At 73.9% G+C, this 18,684-nt stretch carries 15 protein-coding genes; 7 read left to right on the top strand and 8 right to left on the bottom strand.

Annotated features, from left to right (window positions below; all coding sequences use genetic code 11):
• The first annotated feature begins 43 nt into the window (after nt 1-43).
• The 3 genes from ACZ3YO_RS05445 (at nt 44) to ACZ3YO_RS05455 (ending at nt 5,132) form a co-directional block, all read left to right on the top strand.
• On the top strand, nt 44-2,113 hold the full coding sequence (locus ACZ3YO_RS05445) for a S9 family peptidase (protein ID WP_465565090.1): 2,070 nt from the start codon (nt 44-46) through the stop codon (nt 2,111-2,113).
• Nucleotides 2,114-2,201: 88 nt separating this feature from the next.
• Complete coding sequence (locus ACZ3YO_RS05450) at nt 2,202-2,579, top strand: YrdB family protein (RefSeq protein ID WP_465544239.1); 378 nt, start codon at nt 2,202-2,204, stop codon at nt 2,577-2,579.
• 180 nt (nt 2,580-2,759) lie between these two features.
• Nucleotides 2,760-5,132, top strand: a complete 2,373-nt coding sequence (locus ACZ3YO_RS05455) for an immune inhibitor A domain-containing protein (RefSeq protein WP_465565093.1) — start codon at nt 2,760-2,762, stop codon at nt 5,130-5,132.
• Between the two features lie 383 nt (nt 5,133-5,515).
• Here the strand turns inward: ACZ3YO_RS05455 and ACZ3YO_RS05460 are convergent, their stop codons facing one another.
• From ACZ3YO_RS05460 to ACZ3YO_RS05480, 5 genes are read right to left on the bottom strand one after another with little or no spacing between them, the layout of a single operon-like run.
• Nucleotides 5,516-6,526 carry an ABC transporter ATP-binding protein gene (locus ACZ3YO_RS05460; RefSeq protein ID WP_465565096.1) on the bottom strand — a complete coding sequence of 337 codons (1,011 nt, stop codon included), beginning with the start codon at nt 6,524-6,526 and terminating at the stop codon, nt 5,516-5,518.
• A complete protein-coding gene (locus tag ACZ3YO_RS05465; protein WP_465565098.1) occupies nt 6,523-7,521 on the bottom strand; it encodes an ABC transporter ATP-binding protein in 999 nt (332 codons plus the stop codon). The genes ACZ3YO_RS05460 and ACZ3YO_RS05465 overlap by 4 nt, the downstream gene beginning before the upstream one ends.
• A complete protein-coding gene (locus ACZ3YO_RS05470) occupies nt 7,521-8,507 on the bottom strand; it encodes an ABC transporter permease (protein WP_449777166.1) in 987 nt (328 codons plus the stop codon). Before ACZ3YO_RS05470 ends, ACZ3YO_RS05465 begins: the two co-directional genes overlap by 1 nt.
• Nucleotides 8,504-9,463 (bottom strand): ABC transporter permease, encoded by a 960-nt coding sequence (locus ACZ3YO_RS05475; protein WP_465565102.1) that lies wholly within the window; start codon nt 9,461-9,463, stop codon nt 8,504-8,506. The genes ACZ3YO_RS05470 and ACZ3YO_RS05475 overlap by 4 nt, the downstream gene beginning before the upstream one ends.
• Before the next feature lie 13 nt (nt 9,464-9,476).
• Nucleotides 9,477-11,228, bottom strand: coding sequence for an ABC transporter substrate-binding protein (locus tag ACZ3YO_RS05480; protein ID WP_465565105.1), 1,752 nt, complete (start codon nt 11,226-11,228; stop codon nt 9,477-9,479).
• 214 nt (nt 11,229-11,442) lie between these two features.
• Here ACZ3YO_RS05480 and ACZ3YO_RS05485 point away from each other — a divergent pair, with 214 nt between their 5' ends.
• Entirely contained in the window at nt 11,443-12,921 is a 1,479-nt protein-coding gene (locus tag ACZ3YO_RS05485) for an aminopeptidase P family protein (protein ID WP_465565108.1), read from the top strand.
• Nucleotides 12,922-13,232: 311 nt separating this feature from the next.
• Entirely contained in the window at nt 13,233-13,634 is a 402-nt protein-coding gene (locus tag ACZ3YO_RS05490) for a MerR family transcriptional regulator (protein ID WP_465565110.1), read from the top strand.
• On the opposite strand, the gene ACZ3YO_RS05495 is transcribed toward ACZ3YO_RS05490, so the two are convergent.
• From ACZ3YO_RS05495 to ACZ3YO_RS05505, 3 genes are all read right to left on the bottom strand, one after another.
• A complete protein-coding gene (locus ACZ3YO_RS05495) occupies nt 13,603-14,643 on the bottom strand; it encodes a nitronate monooxygenase (protein WP_465565112.1) in 1,041 nt (346 codons plus the stop codon). The two genes, ACZ3YO_RS05490 and ACZ3YO_RS05495, sit on opposite strands and share 32 nt — an antisense overlap.
• Before the next feature lie 87 nt (nt 14,644-14,730).
• On the bottom strand, nt 14,731-15,381 hold the full coding sequence (locus ACZ3YO_RS05500; RefSeq protein ID WP_465565115.1) for a response regulator transcription factor: 651 nt from the start codon (nt 15,379-15,381) through the stop codon (nt 14,731-14,733).
• Nucleotides 15,382-15,394: 13 nt separating this feature from the next.
• On the bottom strand, nt 15,395-16,765 hold the full coding sequence (locus ACZ3YO_RS05505; protein ID WP_465565117.1) for a sensor histidine kinase: 1,371 nt from the start codon (nt 16,763-16,765) through the stop codon (nt 15,395-15,397).
• A 165-nt stretch (nt 16,766-16,930) separates the two neighbouring features.
• Here ACZ3YO_RS05505 and ACZ3YO_RS05510 point away from each other — a divergent pair, with 165 nt between their 5' ends.
• Together ACZ3YO_RS05510 and ACZ3YO_RS05515 are read left to right on the top strand one after the other, a co-directional pair.
• On the top strand, nt 16,931-18,007 hold the full coding sequence (locus ACZ3YO_RS05510; protein WP_465565120.1) for an ABC transporter permease: 1,077 nt from the start codon (nt 16,931-16,933) through the stop codon (nt 18,005-18,007).
• On the top strand, nt 18,004-18,684 hold the full coding sequence (locus tag ACZ3YO_RS05515) for an ABC transporter ATP-binding protein (RefSeq protein WP_465565122.1): 681 nt from the start codon (nt 18,004-18,006) through the stop codon (nt 18,682-18,684). The genes ACZ3YO_RS05510 and ACZ3YO_RS05515 overlap by 4 nt, the downstream gene beginning before the upstream one ends.

The following is an 18,684-nucleotide window of genomic DNA, read 5'->3' on the forward strand; positions in this document are numbered from 1 at the left end:
CGTACCACTGGTCCGGGCAGCGCCGCGCGGAGAACATCGGGCCGTGACCATCACCGACCCCTTCCTCTCCCTCAGCGCCCGCACGGGCCGCTTCGGCTTCGGCGCTCCGCGTGCGATCGTCCTCAGCGAGGACGGCACCCGGCTGCTGCTGCTCCGCTCCACCGGCGCCGAGGACCAGGTCGACCGGCTCCACCTGCTCGACCTGGCCACCGGCGAGGAGCGCCTCGTCGCCGACCCCGCCGCACTCGCCCCCGGCCGCACCGGCGACCCGGCGGACCTCCCGGCCGTCGAACGCCGGCTGCGCGAGCGGATCCGGCTCACCGCCGCCGGCATCGGCTCCTACGCCGCCACCGCCGACCTCGCCGTCGCCGTCCTCACCCTCGACGGGCGGCTCTTCCGCGCCGACACCACCGCCGGCACCTGCGCCGAACTCCCCACCGCCGGGCCCGCCTTCGACCCGCGTCCCGACCCGGCCGGCCACCGCGTCGCCTACGTCGCCGACGACGCCCTGTACGTCACGCCCGGCCTCGTGCCGCTCAGCCCCGCCGACGGCGCGCGCTGGGGCGTCGCCGAGTTCGCCGCCGCCGAGGAGCTGGGCCGCTCCCGCGGCCACTGGTGGCGCCCGGACGGCGGCGCCCTGCTCGCCGCCCGGGTGGACGAATCGACCCTGCCACGCCGGTACTTCGCCGACCCGGCCCGCCCGGACGAGCAGCCGGAGGACTTCGCCTACCCGCAGGCCGGCGGCCCCAACGCGGACGTCCAGCTCTGGGTCCTCGGCCTGGACGGCGGCCGCGTCCGGCTCCGCTGGGACGACACCGGGTTCCCGTACCTCTGCGCCGCCGAATGGGCGGGCACCGGCGAGGTGCTGCTCACCGTCGCCGACCGGCTCCAGCAGCACGTCCTGCTGCTCAGCGCCGACCCGGCCACCGGCGACACCACCGAACTCTCCCGCACCAGCGACGCGTTCTGGGTCGACGACCTGCCCGGCACGCCCGCCCGGCTGGCCGACGGGCGGCTGCTCACCGTCCACGACACCCCCGAGGCACGCGGCCTGGCCCTGGACGGCAAGCCGCTGGACACCACCGGGCTGCAGATCCGCCGCGTGGTCGGCCGGCTGCGCGGCCGGCTGCTCTGCGAGACCGGCGAGGGCGACCCGTTCGACCAGCACGTCCACCTGGTCGACCCGGACGGCGGCCGGCCCGAGCGGCTGAGCACCGGCCCCGGCGTCCACTCCGCGCTCGCCGCCGACGAGACCCTGCTGCTCAGCTGCGCCGGGCCGGACGGCGTCCGCCGGACGGTGCGCCACGACGACGGCGAACTCGAACTCACCGACCTCTCCGCCGCACTGCCCTACCGGGTGACCCCGCAACGCGCCCGGGTCACCGAACTCGCCCTGCCCACCGCCGTGGTGTACCCGCGCGACCACGTGCCCGGCCGGCGGCTGCCCGTCCTGCTGGACGTCTACGGCGGGCCCGGCTTCCAGGCGGTGGCCAACGAGCCGCGCCGCTGGCAGCTCCGCCAGTGGTGGGCCGACCAGGGCTTCGCCGTGGTCACGACCGACAACCGGGGCACCCCGTTCGTCACGCCCGCCTTCACCAGGGCGATCTTCCGCCGGTTCTCGCAGGTCGCCCTGGATGACCAGGTGGCCGCCCTGCAGGCACTCGCCGCTGACCACCCCGACCTCGACCTCGGCCGGGTCGGCGTCCGCGGCTGGTCCTACGGCGGCTACTTCGCGGCGCTGGCCGTGCTGCGCCGCCCCGACGTCTTCCACGCCGCCTGCGCGGGCGCCCCGCCCACCGACTTCCGCCGGTACGACACCGCCTACACCGAGCGCTACCTGGGCCTGCCGCAGCAGAACCCCGAGGGGTACGCCGCGGACGACCTGGTACCCGACGCACCGTCACTCACCAGGCCACTGCTGCTGATCCACGGGCTGGCCGACGACAACGTGCACCCCTCGCACACCCTGCGGCTCTCCCAGGCGCTGACCCGGGCCGGCCGACCGCACAGCGTGCTGCCGCTTCCCGGCGTCACCCACATGACCCCGGGCGGCGTGCAGGAGCAGGTCACCCAGGCCGAACTGGCCTTCCTGCGCGCCTCCTTGTCGGGGTGATCCGTTGTGGCGGGCGGCGGCGCCTGCCAGACTCCCGCCGGGACCGGCGTCCACCCGGGCGCCGGACCGGACGGGGAGGAACAGACGGATGAGAATCAGCAGACCGGGCCCGGTCTCGCAGCGGCAGTGGACCCCCTTGACCGTCGTCAACGGCGGGCTCGCCTTCGCGCTGGAACTGGGGCTGCTGGCGGCGCTCTGCTACTGGGGCTTCAGGACCGGCTCCGGCCCGCTCACCCGGGCCCTGCTCGGGCTGGGCGCTCCGGCCCTCGCGGCGGTCACCTGGGGGCTGTTCCTGGCCGCGGGCGGCCCCACCGTACGACTGCCACTGGCCGCGGAGATCGCGCTCAAGCTGGCGGTCTTCGCGGTCGGCGCGCTGGCCCTGAACGCCGCCGGCCGCCCCGCCCTGGGGCTGGTGTTCGGGGCCCTGGCACTGATCAGCGTGACCGTGGAGTACACCACGGGCTGACCGAACGCCAACCCTCCGGCGCCGCACGACCGCACGGTCGTGCGGCGCTCTGCGTTCCGCCCCCGTCCGGCGTCTTCCGTGTGACCCATGACATGTGAAATATTACCTGCGCTCCACGACCGTCGGCCTTCCCCCCGACCGTTGCCCCCGACCACCCACCGTCCGGAAAGGACCGGTCAGTTGCGCAGACTGTCCGCGGCACTCGCGGCAGCGCTCACCACGAGCGCGATAGCGGCCACCCTCCTCGGCACCCCCGCCCAGGCCGCACCCCCCTCCCCCGCCACCACCGCCGCCGTCACCGCCCAGGCCGCCGACGAGGGCGGCGCCGAAGCCCCGCCCGGCCCGCTCGCCCCGCAGGAGCGCGAGCGCCAGTCGCTGCGCACCAAGGCACTGGAGCAGCTCAACAAGGGCTCCGTGGCCAAGACCGCGGAGAAGCGCGCGCCCGCCAAGGTGAAGATCGGCAACGACTACGTCCAGCTGGCGCAGCAGCGCAAGGACAAGGTCTTCGTGATCCTCGCCCAGTTCGGCGACGAGGTGGACAACACCACCCAGTACAACGGCCAGCCCCGCTACGGCGGAACGCCCGGCCCGCGGCACAACACCATCCCGCAGCCCGGCCGGAGCGACAACCACACGCTCTGGAACGCCGACTTCGGCCGCGACTACTACCAGCAGATGTTCTTCGACGACACGCCCGGCGCGGTCTCGATGCGCAACTACTACCGCACCCAGTCCTCCGGCCGGTACGACGTCGAGGGCACCGTCAGCGACTGGGTCACCGTGCCGTACAACGAGGCCCGTTACGGCAGCAACAAGGGCCCGCAGGGGTCCGGCGCCTGGACCCAGGCCCAGGAGTTCGTCCGGGACGCCGTCAAGGCCTGGTACGACGGCGAGATCGCCAAGGGCCGGACGGCCGCGGACGTGAAGGCCGAGCTGGCCCAGTACGACGTCTACGACCGCTACGACCACGACAAGGACGGCGAGTTCAGCCAGCCCGACGGCTACCTCGACAACGTCATCGTGGTGCACGCGGGCGTCGACGAGACCTGGGGCGGCGGCGCGCAGGGCGCCGACGCGCTGTGGGCGCACCGCAGTTGGGCGTTCCCGGACCCGGCCGGCCAGACCGGCCCGGCGGGCAACAAGATCGGCGGCGCGCCGGTCGGCGACACCGGCCTCTACGTCTACGACTACGTGCAGGGCGGCGAGAACAGCGGAGTCGGCCTGTTCTCCCACGAGTTCGGCCACAACCTCGGCCTGCCCGACCTGTACAGCACCAGCGGCGGCGACAACAGCGTCAACTTCTGGTCGCTGATGTCCTCCGGCTCCTACCTGGGCAAGGGCAAGAACACCACCGGCGGCTACCCCGGTGACCTCGACGCCTGGAGCAAGCTGCAGTTCGGCTGGCTCAACTACGACGAGGCGCAGGCCGCCACCCGCTCCAGCCACGCCCTCGGGGTCAGCGGCTACAACACCGACCAGGCCCAGGCCGTCCTGGTACACCTGCCGGACGGCACCACCGACACCGACCTCACCGACCCCTACCAGGGCGGCAGGCACTGGTGGAGCGACACCGGCGACAACCTGGACAACGCACTGGCGCGCGACGTCGACCTGCGCACGGTGAGCGGGCCGGTCACGCTGACCGCCGCCACCTGGTACGACATCGAGCAGGACTACGACTTCCTGGCCGTCGAGGCCTCCACCGACGCGGGCAGGACCTGGAAGGCGCTCGGCGGCACCGTCGACGGCGCGCCGATCGGCAACACCACGGCCAACACCCCCGGTCTGACCGGCACTTCGGGCGCGTACCGGCAGCTGTCGATCCCGCTGGACGGCTACGCCGGACAGACGGTCCGGCTGCGGTTCCACGTCACCTCCGACAACAACACGCACGGCCGGGGCGTCCTGGTCGACGCCGTCCGGATCGCCGCCGGCGCCACCGAGCTGTTCGCCGACGGCGCCGAGGACGGAACCGCCGGCTGGACGGCCACCGGGTTCACCGTCGTCACCGGCCGCACCGCCGTCAAGCAGCACCCGCGCGCCTACCTGGTGGAGAACCGCCGGTACGCCGGCTACGGCGCCTTCCTGAAGACCGGCCCGTACAACTTCGGGTACACCGGGGTCGACAACAAGAAGGACATCGTCGACAACTACCCGTACCAGGAGGGCGTGCTGGTCTGGCTCTGGGACACCGGGTACGGCGACAACAACACCAAGGACCACCCGGGCGGCGGCCTGATCCTGCCGGTCGACGCACACCCGACGCCGATCCGGTTCGCCGACGGCTCGCTGGTCAACGGCCGCGCGCAGACCTACGACGCGACCTTCTCGCTGAAGCCGACCACCGCGTTCACCCTGCACAAGGGCGGCGTCCCGGTGCGGATCGGCGCCGAGCCGGCCGTCCCGGCGTTCAACGACCACTCCGGCGTCTACTCCGACCCGGCGACCCCGCAGCTCTCGGTGAAGGTGCCGGACACCAACACGAAGATCGAGGTGGTCCGCGAGGCCCAGGGCGGCCGGATCACCACCGTCCGGGTGGGCCCGGCCTCCTGAGCACGGCCCCCGGCAGCGCAACGGCCGTGGCCCCCGGATCCGTCCGGGGGCCACGGCCTTCGGTCTTCCCCCGCGGGAAGCCGTTGGGGCGGGGACACCGGCACCCGGCCCGTCGGGCCCGTCCCCTCCCCATCGCCCCACCCCCAGCCCCCACTCCCCAGCCCTCGCACGCGCGGCCGCAGCCGCGGCCGCAGCCCAGAAGGCCCGTACCCCTCGCTCCCGGGTACGGGCCTTCGACGTCGTGGAACCCGGTCGGGCGCGGCCCTCAAGAGGTTCCCCGCCGCGCCCGACCGGGGGTCGGAGAGGGGCCCGTCGACGGGCCCCGGGGTGGAGCCGTACCGCCCGGCGTGGGGAGACGGGGCGGTACGGCGGTCGGGGGAGGCCTAGGCCTCCGGGAAGTGGCAGGCCGCCTGCCGGGCGCCCGGCCCGGCGATCTGCAGCAGCGGCCGTTCCGTGCGGCAGATCTCCTGCGCCTTCGGGCAGCGCGGGTGGAAGGTGCAGCCCGTCGGCGGATTGGCCGGGCTCGGCGGGTCGCCGAGCAGCACGATCCGCTCGCGCGCCCGCTCGGCCGCCGGGTCCGGCAGCGGCACGGCGGAGAGCAGCGCCCGGGTGTACGGGTGGGCCGGGTTGCCGTACACCTCCGCCTTGTCGCCGATCTCGACGATCCGGCCGAGGTACATCACCGCGACCCGGTCGCAGACCCGCTTGACCACCGAGAGGTCGTGCGCGATGAACACGTACGCCAGGCCCAGCTCGTCCTGGAGCCGCTCCATCAGGTTGACCACCTGGGCCTGGATCGAGACGTCCAGTGCGGAGACCGGCTCGTCGGCGATCACCAGCCGGGGCGAGGTGGCCAGGGAGCGGGCGATCCCGATCCGCTGGGCCTGGCCGCCGGAGAACTCGTGCGGGTAGCGGTCGAGGTGCTCGGGGATCAGCCCGACCAGCTCCATCAGCTCGGCGGCCCGCTTCCGCGCCTCGGCCGCGCCCGAGCCCTGGACCAGCAGCGGTTCGGAGATGATCCGGGCCACCGTCTGGCGGGGGTTGAGCGAGGAGTACGGGTCCTGGAAGACCATCTGCAGGTGCCGTCGGTGCGGCCGCAGCTGGGCCTGCGACAGGCCGCCGATCTCGGTGCCGTCGAAGGTGACGGTGCCCGAGGTCGGGTCGAGCAGACGGACGATCATGCGCCCGGTGGTCGACTTGCCGCAGCCGGACTCGCCGACCAGGCCGAGCGTCTCGCCCTTGCCGACGTCGAAGCTGACCCCGTCCACGGCCCGGACCGGGGCGCCGGCCCGGCCGGCCCGGCCGCGCTTGCCGGGGAACGTCTTCACCAAGTCCCGCACCGACAACAGCGGTTCGAACGGCTTGGTGGCGGCCGGGGACGGCTGGGCGGTCATGAACGGGCTCCTTGCGGCACCAGCGGCAGGTGGCAGGCGGCCTGGTGGCCGGGGGCGAGCGGGCCGAGCGCGGGGCGCTCGGCCAGGCAGCGGGCGTGCTCCTCGGCGGTGGCCGCGGTGGTGCGGGCGCAGCGCGGGGCGAAGGAGCAGCCGGGGGCGGGGGCGATCAGCGACGGCGGGCTGCCGGGGATGGCCCGCAGCGGGGCGTCGTCGGTGTCGTCGAGGCGGGGCAGCGAGTCGAGCAGCCCGCGGGTGTACGGGTGCGCGGGGGCGCCGAACAGCCGGTCCACGGGGGCCTGTTCGGCGGCCCGGCCGCCGTACATGACCAGGACCTCGTGGGCGACCCGGGCGACCACGCCCAGGTCGTGGGTGATCATGACGACGCCGAGGCCGCGGTCCTGCTGGATCCGGGCGATCAGGTCGAGGATCTGGGCCTGGACCGTGACGTCGAGGGCGGTGGTGGGCTCGTCGGCGATCAGCAGGTCGGGTTCGCAGGCGAGTGCCATGGCGATCATCACGCGCTGGCGCATGCCGCCGGAGAACTGGTGCGGGTACTCGTCGACCCGGCGGGCGGGTTCGGGGATGCCGACCTCGCCGAGCATCTCCACCGCGCGCTCGCGGCCGGCCTTGCGGGAGGCCTTGAAGTGCACCCGGTAGTGCTCCGCGATCTGCTCGCCGACGGTGTAGAAGGGGTGCAGGCTGGAGAGCGGGTCCTGGAAGATCATGGCGATCCGCCGGCCCCGGACGGTGCCCAGCTGCCGCTCACCCAGCCCGTTCAGCTCCTGCCCGGCGAGCCGGATCGAGCCGGTGACGGCGGCGCCGCGGTGCAGGCCCATCACGGCGAGCGAGGTGACGGACTTCCCGCTGCCCGACTCCCCGACCAGCCCGAGGGTCTGCCCGGCCGCCACGGTGAAGGAGATGCCGTCGACGGCCCGGACGGTGCCGCGCGGGGTGTCGAAGGAGACTGCGAGATCCTCGACCTCCAACAGTGCCATCAGTACCTCACTCTCGGGTCGACCACCGCGTAGAGCAGGTCGACCAGCAGGTTCGCCGCGACGATGAAGAAGGCCGCGAGCAGGGTGACGCCGAGGATGACCGGCTGGTCGGAGCGGATCAGCCCGTCGTAGAAGAGCCGGCCGACCCCGGGCAGGCCGAAGATGGACTCGGTGATGACGGCGCCGGCGAGCAGGCCGCCGAGGTCGATGCCGAAGATGGTCAGGATGGGGGTCATCCCGGAGCGCAGCCCGTGCTTGACCGTCACGGTCAGCGCGGGCAGGCCCTTGGCGCGGGCCGTCCGGATGTACGGCTCGGCCATCGTCTCGATCATCGAGTTGCGGCTCTGCCGGGCGTACATGGCCGCGTACAGCAGGGCCAGCGCGATCCACGGGAGCAGCAGGTTGGAGGCCCAGCCGAAGGGGTCGTCGGTGAGCGCGTGGTACGACGGGTAGGGCAGCAGGCCGGCGGTCCGCACGACGCCCCAGATCAGCATGATCGAGGTGAAGTAGACCGGCAGCGACGCGGTGCCGACCGAGAGCACCATCAGGGTCTTGTCGGTGAGGCCGCCCTTGCGCAGGGCCGAGGTGATGCCGGCGCCGAGGCCGAGGACCAGCCAGAGCACCGCCGCACCGAAGGCGAGCGAGACGGAGACCGGCAGGCGGTCGGTGAGCAGGTCCCAGACCGGCAGCCCGTACTCGTAGGAGTAGCCCAGGCACGGGAAGCCGCAGTGCACGGCGCTGGGGCCGCTGCCGTAGTCGCGGCCGGCGAAGATGCCGAGCAGGTAGCTGCCGAACTGGTCCCAGACCGGCTTGTCCAGGCCCATCGCCACCTTGACGGCGTCGAGTCGCTCGGGGCTGCACGTCTTGCCGCAGGCGGCCGCGGCCGGGTCGTTGGGCAGCAGGTAGAAGATGGTGAAGGTGATCGCGCAGATGGCGAGCAGGATGCCCGCGACGCCGATCAGCCGGCGGCCGAGGTAGATGATCACGACCGGCCTCCCCGGGGGTCGAGGATGTCGCGCAGCGCGTCACCGAGCAGGGTGAAGGCGAGCACCGCGATGAAGAGGAAGACCGTCGGGATGAGGAAGTACGTCGGATCGGTCTCGTAGTGCAGGATGCTCTCGGCGATCATCTGGCCCCAGGACGCGGTGGGCGGGCGGACGCCCACGCCGAGGTAGCTCAGGGCGGCCTCGGTGGCGATCATGCCGGGGATCAGCAGCGTGGTGTACGCGATGATCGGGCCGGAGACGTTCGGCAGGATCTCCCGGGTGAGGATGCGCCAGGACCGGGCTCCGCCGACCTTGGCCGCCTCGACGTACTCGCGGTGCTTGAGCGAGAGGGTCTGACCGCGCACCACCCGGGCGATGCCGGGCCAGCCGAACAGGCCGATCACCAGGGTCATCAGCAGGATCCGGTTGACGTCCTTGGCCACCGACATCATGGCGATCATGAAGATCAGTGAGGGGAAGGACATCGTGAGGTCCATCAGCCGGGAGAGCGCCGCGTCGATGCGGCCGCCGAAGTAGCCGGCCACGATCCCGGCCAGGGTGCCGACGATCACGACCAGGGCGGTCGCGATGAACGCGATCAGCAGCGACACCTGGCCGCCGTGCAGGACGCGGGCGAACAGGTCGCGGCCCGAGCCGGGTTCGACGCCGAGCCAGTGCCGGGTGCCGATCCCGCCGAAGTCGCCGATCGGCGTGCCGCCGATGTAGGGGTCGACGGCGCGCTTGTCGAACTCCTCCGGGGTCCAGCCGCCGAGCGAGCTCAACGGGCCGGCCAGGGCGGCCGCCAGGATCAGCACGGCGACGGTGATCAGGCCGAACCGGGCCGAGCCCCTGGCCCACAGCTGGTCCCAGACCAGCCGCCAGGGCCCGCGCCCGGCGGCCTTCGCGGGGCCCGCCGCCGTGACCTCCACGGCGGCGGGCTCAGTGGTTGCACTCATCGGTGACGGTCCCTCAGCCCTGGCTCTTCGACGGGTCCTTGAGGCCGATCACAGCCATGTCGATCATGCCGGCGTAACCGGAGTTGCCGAACGCGCCGGCCACGTTGGTGCCGACCAGCAGCGGGCGGCGCTGCCACATCAGCGGAACGGCCGGGGCCTTCTTCACCAGGTCCTCGTCCAGCTGCTTCCAGGCGGCGTTGGCCTCGGCCAGGTCGGTCATGGCCGCGATCTGGTCCATCCGGTCCATCGTGGCCTGGTCCCGGAACTGGCTGTAGTTGCCCTGGTTGCCCTTCTCCTTGATGGTGCGGCCGTCGAAGAGGAAGGGCAGGAAGGTCGCGGCGGACGGGTAGTCCGGGCACCAGCCGTTGATGGTCAGCTCGGGGGCGTTCTTGGTGTCGCCGACGGCGTCGGCGATGGCGGACGCGTCCACGGTGTTGACGGTGACCTGGACGCCGGCCTTGGCCAGCGACTGCTGGAGCGCCTCTCCGCGGCTCTTGTCGCCGATGGAGACGGTGAGCGAGACCTTGAGGTCGGCCTTGCCGGCCGCCTTGAGCAGGTCCTTGGCCTTCGCCGGGTCGCCGGCGGGCGGGATCTTCAGCGGGTCGGCCTTGACGCCGGAGGTCAGCGCGGGCGGCAGGAAGGTGGTCGCGACGTCGGCCATCGCCGGGCCGCCGAACGCGGTGACCTGGGCCTCGCGGTCGACGGCGTACATCATCGCCTCGCGCACCTTCGGGTCGTCGAAGGGCGCCTTGGCGGTGTTCAGGTACAGCATGTCGGTACAGCCGGTCCGCTCGGCCACCATGCGGGACTTGACGTCCGCCTTGGGCAGCACCTTGGCGACGGACTCGTGCTGCATCCACGGCATCTCGACGGTGGAGGCGTCCGCACCCTCGCTGGCGATGATCCGGTCGTCGGCCTGGCCGCCCTTGAGGCCCTGGGTGACCACGATCTTGTCCGGGTACGCCTTGCGGACCGTGTCGGTGGACTGGTCCCAGTTGATGTTGCGGACCAGGACGAGCTGCTTGCCGCGGTCGTAGGAGGCGATCTTGTACGGCCCGGAGGCGAACGGCCGCGAGTCGTACTGGGTGCCCTTCTCCTGGGCCTGCGGCACCGGGGAGAAGGTCGGCAGGGTGGCGGTGTAGGAGAACTCGGCGACCGGGCGCTTCAGGTGGAAGACGATGGTCTTGTCGTCCGGGGTCTCGATGCTGGGCAGGTGCTCACCCGTCAGCGGGCCCTTGTAGTTCTCGCCGCCGGCCAGGTACTGGATCGCGTAGTCGGGGCCTCCGGTGAGGTCCGGGGAGAAGGACCGCTCGACGTTGTACTTGACGTCGGCGGACTTGATCGGGCTGCCGTCCTCGTACTTCAACCCGTCGCGCAGGGTGAAGGTCCAGGTCTTGCCGCCGTCGGAGGACTTGCCGAGGTCGGTGGCGAGGTCCGGGACGATCTCGCTGCCGGCGGCGCCCGGCTCGGCCTTGAAGGTGACCAGGGTGCGGTAGATCAGGCGGGTGCCGAAGTCCATGTGCGGCAGGACCCAGTTGCGGGCGGGGTCGAGGTGGGCGAAGTCCTGGTTGGTGAGGACGGTGAGGGTGCCGCCCTTGACCGGGGTGCCGCCGATGATCGAGCCGGACTCCGCGCCCGGGCCCTTGGTGCTCGTGGCCGCGGCGTCGCCGCCGGTGTCGCTCTTGTCGTTCTTGCAGGCCCCGAGGCCGAGGGTGAGTGTGGCCGCGAGGGCCGCCGCGAGGGCGGCGTGGGTGCGCCTGGTCATGTGCAACTCCGCAGTGGGGGGCCCGCCGTAGGCCCGTGGTCCGGCCCCGGGGCTGGTCCGGGGCCCGGCCGGGGAGGGCGACCTCAGGGGGTCTAGCCGCTCCGCGGTGTGACCCGTAACATAGTAATGTGAAATTGCACTGCACAAGAGGTGGCGCGCCCCGTTACCGAGCTGTGTCCGTGCAACCCTCCAGCCCCGCTTAGGAGAACACCCGGTGACCCTCCGTCAGACCGGCCTCAACACCGGCAGTCACGACCTGCCCGTCTCCCCCGCCCTCGACGCCTTCATGGGCACCTCCTGGGCCCGCACCCCGCTCCCGGCCGACCAGCGCGTCCCCGGGTACGCCGCGCTGCCCGGCCGCCACGCCCGCCTCTCCGCCGCCTTCCCCGGCGAGCGGCTGATCGTCCCCGCCGGCGAACTCAAGGTCCGCAGCAACGACACCGACTACCGGTTCCGCCCGCACAGCGCCTACGCCTGGCTCACCGGCCTCACCGGCGAGGACCAGGTCGGCCACGTCCTCGTCCTCGAACCGGCCGGCCCCGAGGGCCACGAGCCCGTCCTCTACCTGCGCCCGCGCTCCCCCCGCGGCGGCGACCCCGTCCGCGGCGCCGAGTTCTACCGCGACCGCCGCTACGGCGAGTTCTGGGTCGGCCGCCGCCCCGACCTCGCCGAGGCCTCCCGGCTCACCGGCCTGGCCACCGGGCACCTCGACGACCTCGACAAGCTGCTCACCGGCCCGCAGCCCGCCGGCACCCGGGTCCTCGCCGGCATCGCCCCCTCCCTCGACGCCGCCACCGGCCGCCCCGGCTCCCCGCGGCTCGCCGAGGGCGACGCCGCACTCGCCGCGGTGCTCTCCGAACTCCGCCTCGTCAAGGACGCCTGGGAGGTCGACCAGCTCCAACTCTCCGTCGACCACACCGTCCTGGGCTTCCAGGACGTCGTCCGCGCCCTGCCCGACGCCCTGCGCCACCACCGCGGCGAGCGCTGGATCGAGGGCGTGTTCAACCTCCGCGCCCGCGCCGAGGGCAACGGCACCGGCTACGAGACCATCGCCGCCTCCGGAGCCCACGCCTGCGTCCTGCACTGGATCCGCAACGACGGCGCGCTCGACCCCGGGGCCCTGCTGCTGCTCGACGCCGGCGTCGAGACCGACACCCTCTACACCGCCGACATCACCCGCACCCTCCCGCTCTCCGGCACCTTCACCGACGTCCAGCGGCAGGCCTACGAACTGGTCCTCGCCGCCCAGGACGCCGGCATCGCCGCCCTGCGCCCGGGCGCCCGGTTCCGCGACTTCCACCACGCCGCGATGCGCGTCATCGCCGAAGGCCTGGCCGACTGGGGCGTCCTGCGGGTCCCCGCCGAACAGGCGCTCGCCGAGGACAGCGGGGTCTACCGCCGCTACACCCTCTGCGGCACCGGCCACATGCTCGGGCTCGACGTCCACGACTGCGCCAAGGCCCGCGCCGAGACCTACCTCGACGGCGTCCTCGAGGAGGGCCACGTCCTCACCGTGGAACCCGGCCTCTACCTCCAGCCCGACGACGAGACCCTCCCGCTGGAACTCCGCGGCCTCGGCATCCGCATCGAGGACGACCTCGTGATCACCTCCGACGGCGCCCGCCTCATGTCCGGCGCCCTGCCCCGCACCGTGCCCGCCCTCGAATCCTGGATGTCCGCCCTTCTCGCCTGAGCCCCTCCGCCACCGCCACGGGGGGCGGTGACAGGGGGTGCGGTGACAGGGGGCCAGCAGCAAGGGGGTCAGCGGCTGGGGGCGACGGCAGCGGATCGGCGGCGGGGGGGTCGACGACAGGGGGTCGGGTTCAGGCGAGCTCGATCGTCCGATCCCCTGCCGCACGGTGGCCTCGCCCCCGCCGCCGATCCGCGGCGGCGCGGGCCCGCGGGCCGTCCCGTCCAGGCCGTCCGCCTGCCCGTGCTCGATCTGCGACGCCCTCGCCCGGCTCGCCCCGCGGTGTGCGCCCCGGCGATGGGATGATCATCGGCATGAGTGCATCCGGAGTCGAGTTGCTGACGCCCGCGGAGGCGGTCGAGCGGTCCGGGTTCAGCCTGGACACCCTGCGGTACTACGAGAAGATCGGGCTGCTGGACGCGGTGCAGCGGGCCCGGACCGGCCACCGGCGGTTCAGCGAGGACGACCTGGCCTGGCTCGCCATGCTGCGCTGCCTGCGGGACACCGGGATGCCGATCGCGGCCATGCTGCGCTTCACCGAGCTGGCCCGTGGCGGGGACGCGACGGTGGCGGACCGACTCACCGTGCTGGAGGAGCACGACGCGCAGGTGGAGGAGCAGATCGCCCACCTGCGGCGCCAGCAGCACCACATCCGGGCGAAGATCGGCCACTACCGCTCCGTGCTCAGCGACGAGCCCGCTCCCACAGCTCCCTGACGATCTCCGCGGCCGGCCCGCCGCGGGCCGCCCGGTGCCCGGTGCCGGCCCACAGGTGCATCGCCGCGGTGTCCGCCCGCGCGGCCGCCGCCGCGCGCAGCGGCTGGGTGAGGTGGTGCACCTCGGGGTAGACGGCCGGCGCGTACGGCCCGAACCGCTCGATGAACGCGTTGCCCAGGCCGCGGGCGGGCCGGCCGGTGAAGGCGCGGGTCACCACCGTGCCGGACAGTTCGGCCAGCGCCGCCCGGTGCGCCACCGACGCGCCGGACTCGTCGGCCCGCAGCAGCGCCGTCCCCAGCTGGGCGGCCACCGCCCCGGCCCGCAGCGCGGCCGCGATCGCCGGCCCGTCGGCCAGCCCACCCGCCGCGATCAGCGGCAGTGCCGTCACCGCCCTTACGGCGGGCAGCAGTTCGAGCAGCGGGACGTCTCCCGGCCGGTCCGCCACCCGGTGGGTGGCCCGGTGCCCGCCCGCCTCGGGGCCCTGCACGCAGAGCGCGTCCATCCCGGCCGCCCCGGCGCGCCGCGCCTCCTCGGGCGTGGTGACGGTGCCGATCTGGTAACTGCCGGCCGCCCGCAGGGCCCGCACCTCCTCGGGTGCGGGCAGGCCGAAGGTGTACGACACCACGGGGACGGGCACCGGCCCGGCCAGCAGCGCGGCGATCTTGGCCTCCCAGTCGTCGCGGTCCGGGGCGATCGCCTCGGGCAGCCGGACACCCCGGCGCTCGGCTTCCGGCAGCAGGCGCTCCCGGTACGCGGCGACGGCCCGCGCGTCGCCGGGCCCGGCGGGCCCGGCCGGAACGAAGAGGTTCACGCCGAACGGCCGGTCCGTCAGCTCCCGGACGCGCTCGATCTGTCCGGCCATCGTGTCGGCGCTCCGGTACCCGGCCGCGAGGAACCCGAGCCCGCCCGCCCCGTTCACCGCGGCCACCAGCTCCGGTGTGGACGCCCCGCCCGCCATGGGCGCGGCGATGACGGGAACGGCGAGCTCGTCGAGGCGGACGGCGGCCATGCGGGTTCCTCCACTCCACGCAACGGTTCGAACCCGTCCCACCCTACGTCCGCCCGCCGGCCCGCCGGGTTTCCCTCGGGCGGTCCCTCACACCCCCCGGCGGATCAGCCCCCGCGCCCGTGCCTCCCGCACCGCCGCCGTACGCGAGTCCACGCCCAACTTCGTGTAGATGTGCACCAGGTGCGACTTAACCGTCGCCTGGCTCAGGTGCAGCCGCTGGCTGACCTGCTGGTTGGTCAGCCCGTCCGCGACCAGCCCGAGCACCTCCGTCTCGCGCGCGCTGAGCGCCGCCGACGGCGTGCGCATCCGCTCCAGCAGCCGGTCCGCCACCGTCGCGGCCAGCGCCGTGCGCCCGGCCGCCGCCGAGCGGACGGCCCGCGCCAGCTCCTCGGGCGGCGCGTCCTTGAGCAGGTACCCGGTGGCCCCGGCCTCCAGCGCGGGGAGGGTGTCGGCGTCGGTGTCGTACGTGGTGACGACGAGCACCCGCGGCGCCCCGGCACCCCGGGCGGTGATCGCGGCGGTGGCCTGGGCGCCGTTCATGGCCGAGCCGGGCCCGAACTGGAGGTCCATCAGCACCACGTCCACCTCGACCTCCTCGGCGAGCTGCACGGCCCGCTCGGCGGTGGCGGCCTCGGCGACGATGGCGAAGTCGGCTTCGCTCTCCAGGACGGCCCGCAGTCCGGCCCGGACCACCGGGTGGTCGTCGGCCAGCAACAGCCGGATCACCTGATCACTCACGCACGTTCCTCGATCACGTAGGTTCCTCACTCGAAGCATTCGGCGCACCCGCAGGCCCGGAAGGACACGCAGGACCCGAGGCGCCCGAAGCACCCGGCGAACCCGGCGAACCCGCAGCGCTCGACGCACCTGCCGCCCCCGAGGCGCCCGGCGCACCCGGCGCACCCGCGGCGCCCGACCCGGCGGGCACCGGCAGCAGCACGGCGAGCGCCGTCCCCTCCCCCGGCGCGGACTCGACGGTGAAGGTACCGCCCAGCGCCCGCGCCCTGGCCCGCATCGACGGCAGCCCGAAGCCGCCGTCCCCGCCGGCCCCGCCCGTACCCGCGCCCGCGGCGACCGCCGCCGGGTCGAACCCCGTCCCGTCGTCGAACACGTCCAGCGCCACCTCGCCCTCCATGTAGCTGAGCGTCACCTCCGCGTGCGAGGCCTCGGCGTGCCGCACCGCGTTGCCGAGCGCGGACTGCGCGATCCGCAGCAGCGCCACCTCCTGCGGCGCCGGCAGCTGCACCCGGTCCCCGGAGACGTGCAGGCGGACGGAGAGGCCGCTGTGCGCCGTGGTGGTGGCGCAGAGCCGCTCCAGCGCGACCGGCAGCGAAGCGCCCTCCAGGTCGGCCGGGGTGAGCGCTCGGACGAAGCGCCGGGCCTCGGCGAGGTTGTCCTGGGCGGCCTGCCGGGCCTGTTCGACGTAGCCGGCGGCGGCCTCGGTCCGCTCGGGCAGCGCCCGTTGGGCGGCCCGCAGCAGCAGCTGGATGCTGGAGAGGCTCTGCGCGAGGGTGTCGTGGATCTCCCGGGCGAGCCGTTCGCGCTCGGCGAGCACGCCGGCCGCGTGGTGGGCGGCTGCGGCGTCCGCGCGGGCGGCGGTGAGTTCGTCGATGAGCCGGCGCCGCTCCTCGCTCTCCCGGTAGAGCGCCTGGTAGCCGAGGACGGTGGCGGTGGCGACGGCCGCGCCGAGCGCGGGCCCGATGGCGGAGGCCAGGCTGAACGTGTGCTGGTGCCAGGACCACGCCGCGATCGCCGTGCCCGCCGTGAGCCCGACCGCCACGAGCCCGCCCCGGCGGCCGAGCAGGTGCAGCTCCAGGAAGTACAGCGGGAAGGCCAGCCACACCCCGTCCTGGGTGGCGGCCAGCACGCCCACCCAGGTGACGCCGAGCAGCACCAGCCAGAGCGCGGCGGCCCGCCGGGACCGCCGGACGGCGCCGACCAGCGGCCCGGCCGTGTAGACGGCGGCCATCGCGGCGGCGGCGGCGGTGACCGCGGCCGGGTCACCGTCCCGGCCGGCCACCGCCCGGGCGACGGCGAGCGCGAGCAGGCCCGCCACCAGCAGGTGCAGGCAGACCTGGAGTACGCGGGCGACGGGGGTGGTGCGGAGTCGTTCGGTCGCCATCCGTCCAGCCTAGGATCCGCGGCGCCGGCCGGGCATCAATCAAAAGGTTGAACTCCGCTTCTGCCCTTCGATGCCGGGGATGCAATCCCCCGGGCGATGCCGGCCCGCCCCCTCCTCCACGACCGTGGTGAGCGTTGCCACAGCAGTCGAGGAGAGAGGCCGGACGTGTTCGTCGCCTGGAGGGACCTTCGGTTCGCCAAGGGGCGGTTCGCCCTGATGGGAACCGTGATCGTGCTGATCACCGTGCTGGTCGGCCTGTTGTCGGGCCTGACGGCCGGGCTGGGCCGGCAGAACGTCTCGGCGATCACCGGCCTGCCCGCCGACCACCTGGTCTTCTCGAAGCCGGCCGACGGCCAGAAGCTCTCCTTCACCGACTCCCAGGTCACACCCGAGCAGTGGCGGGGCTGGGCGCAGCAGCCGGGCGTCACGGCCGCACAGCCGCTCGGCATCACCACCACCAAGGCCGCCGCCGGGCAGCGCACCGCCGCGCTCTCCGCGTTCGGCGTGCCGGACGGCTCCGGGCTCGCCCCGCAGGGCTCCCTGCTCGCCCCGGGGCGGGCCGTGCTCTCCGAGACCGCCGCCGAGAGCCTGGGCGGTCTGCGCCCGGGCGCGGGCTTCACCCTGGGGGGCCGCCCGCTCCAGGTGGCCGCGGTGGCCGGCGACGCCTCGTACAGCCACACCCCGGTCGTCTGGACCAGCCTCACCGACTGGCAGGAGTTCGCCCCGGGCGGCAGCGGGCACGCCACCGTGATCGCCCTGACCACGGCCTCCGGCGCGGGCCTCGCCGCGGGCGACGCCCGCTTCGGCACCGAGACCCTCGGCCGCGAGGACGCGCTCGCCGCGATCGGCTCCTACACCTCGGAGAACGGCTCGCTGCAGCTGATGCGCGGCTTCCTGTTCGCCATCTCGGCGCTGGTGATCGGCGCCTTCTTCACCGTCTGGACGATCCAGCGCAGCGGTGACATCGCCGTCCTGAAGGCACTCGGCGCCTCCACCCGCTACCTGCTGCGGGACGCGCTCGGCCAGGCGGTGCTGCTGCTGGTGCTCGGTACGGCCGTGGGCACCGCCGTCGCGGCCGGTGCCGGGGTGCTGATCGGCTCCGCGGTCCCGTTCGTGCTGGACGCCCCGACCGTCCTCCTCCCGGCCGCCGTGATGATCGCGCTCGGCGCGGCCGGCGCCGCCCTGTCCATCCGCCGGATCACCTCCGTCGACCCGCTGACCGCCCTGGGGAGCGCCCGATGACCCTGCACCTCGACCGCATCACCCTCACCTACCCGGACGGCGACGGCCGGCTGACCGCCCTGGACGAGGTCTCGCTCAGCGTCCCCAAGGGCTCGATCACCGCGGTGGTGGGCCCGTCCGGCTCCGGCAAGTCCAGCCTGCTGGCGGTCGCCGCGACACTGATCGCCCCGGACACCGGCCGGGTCGTGGTGGACGGCGTCGAGACCACCGGTCTGAACCGCGCCGAGCTCACCGCCCTGCGCCGGCACCGGATCGGCATCGTCTTCCAGCAGGCCAACCTGCTGCCCTCGCTCACCGCCGCCGAACAGCTCCAGGTGATGGCCCACCTCGACGGCCGTTCTCCGCGCGCGGCCCTGCCCCGGGCCCTCGAACTCCTCGACGCCGTGGGCCTGCGCGACCAGGCCGCCCGCCGCCCGCACCAGCTCTCCGGCGGTCAGCGCCAGCGCGTCAACATCGCCCGTGCCCTGATGAACGACCCCACCGTCCTGCTGATCGACGAGCCCACCAGTGCCCTCGACCACGACCGCGGCGCCGCCGTCATCGACCTCGTCACCGAGCTCACCCACCGCCGCGCCACCGCGACCGTCCTGGTCACCCACGACCGCACCCATCTGAGGGCGGTGGACCAGGTCGCCGAGGTCCACGACGGAAGGCTGACCGTCCCGGCGGCGGCGTGA

The organism is Kitasatospora sp. NPDC022785, assembly GCF_055561295.1.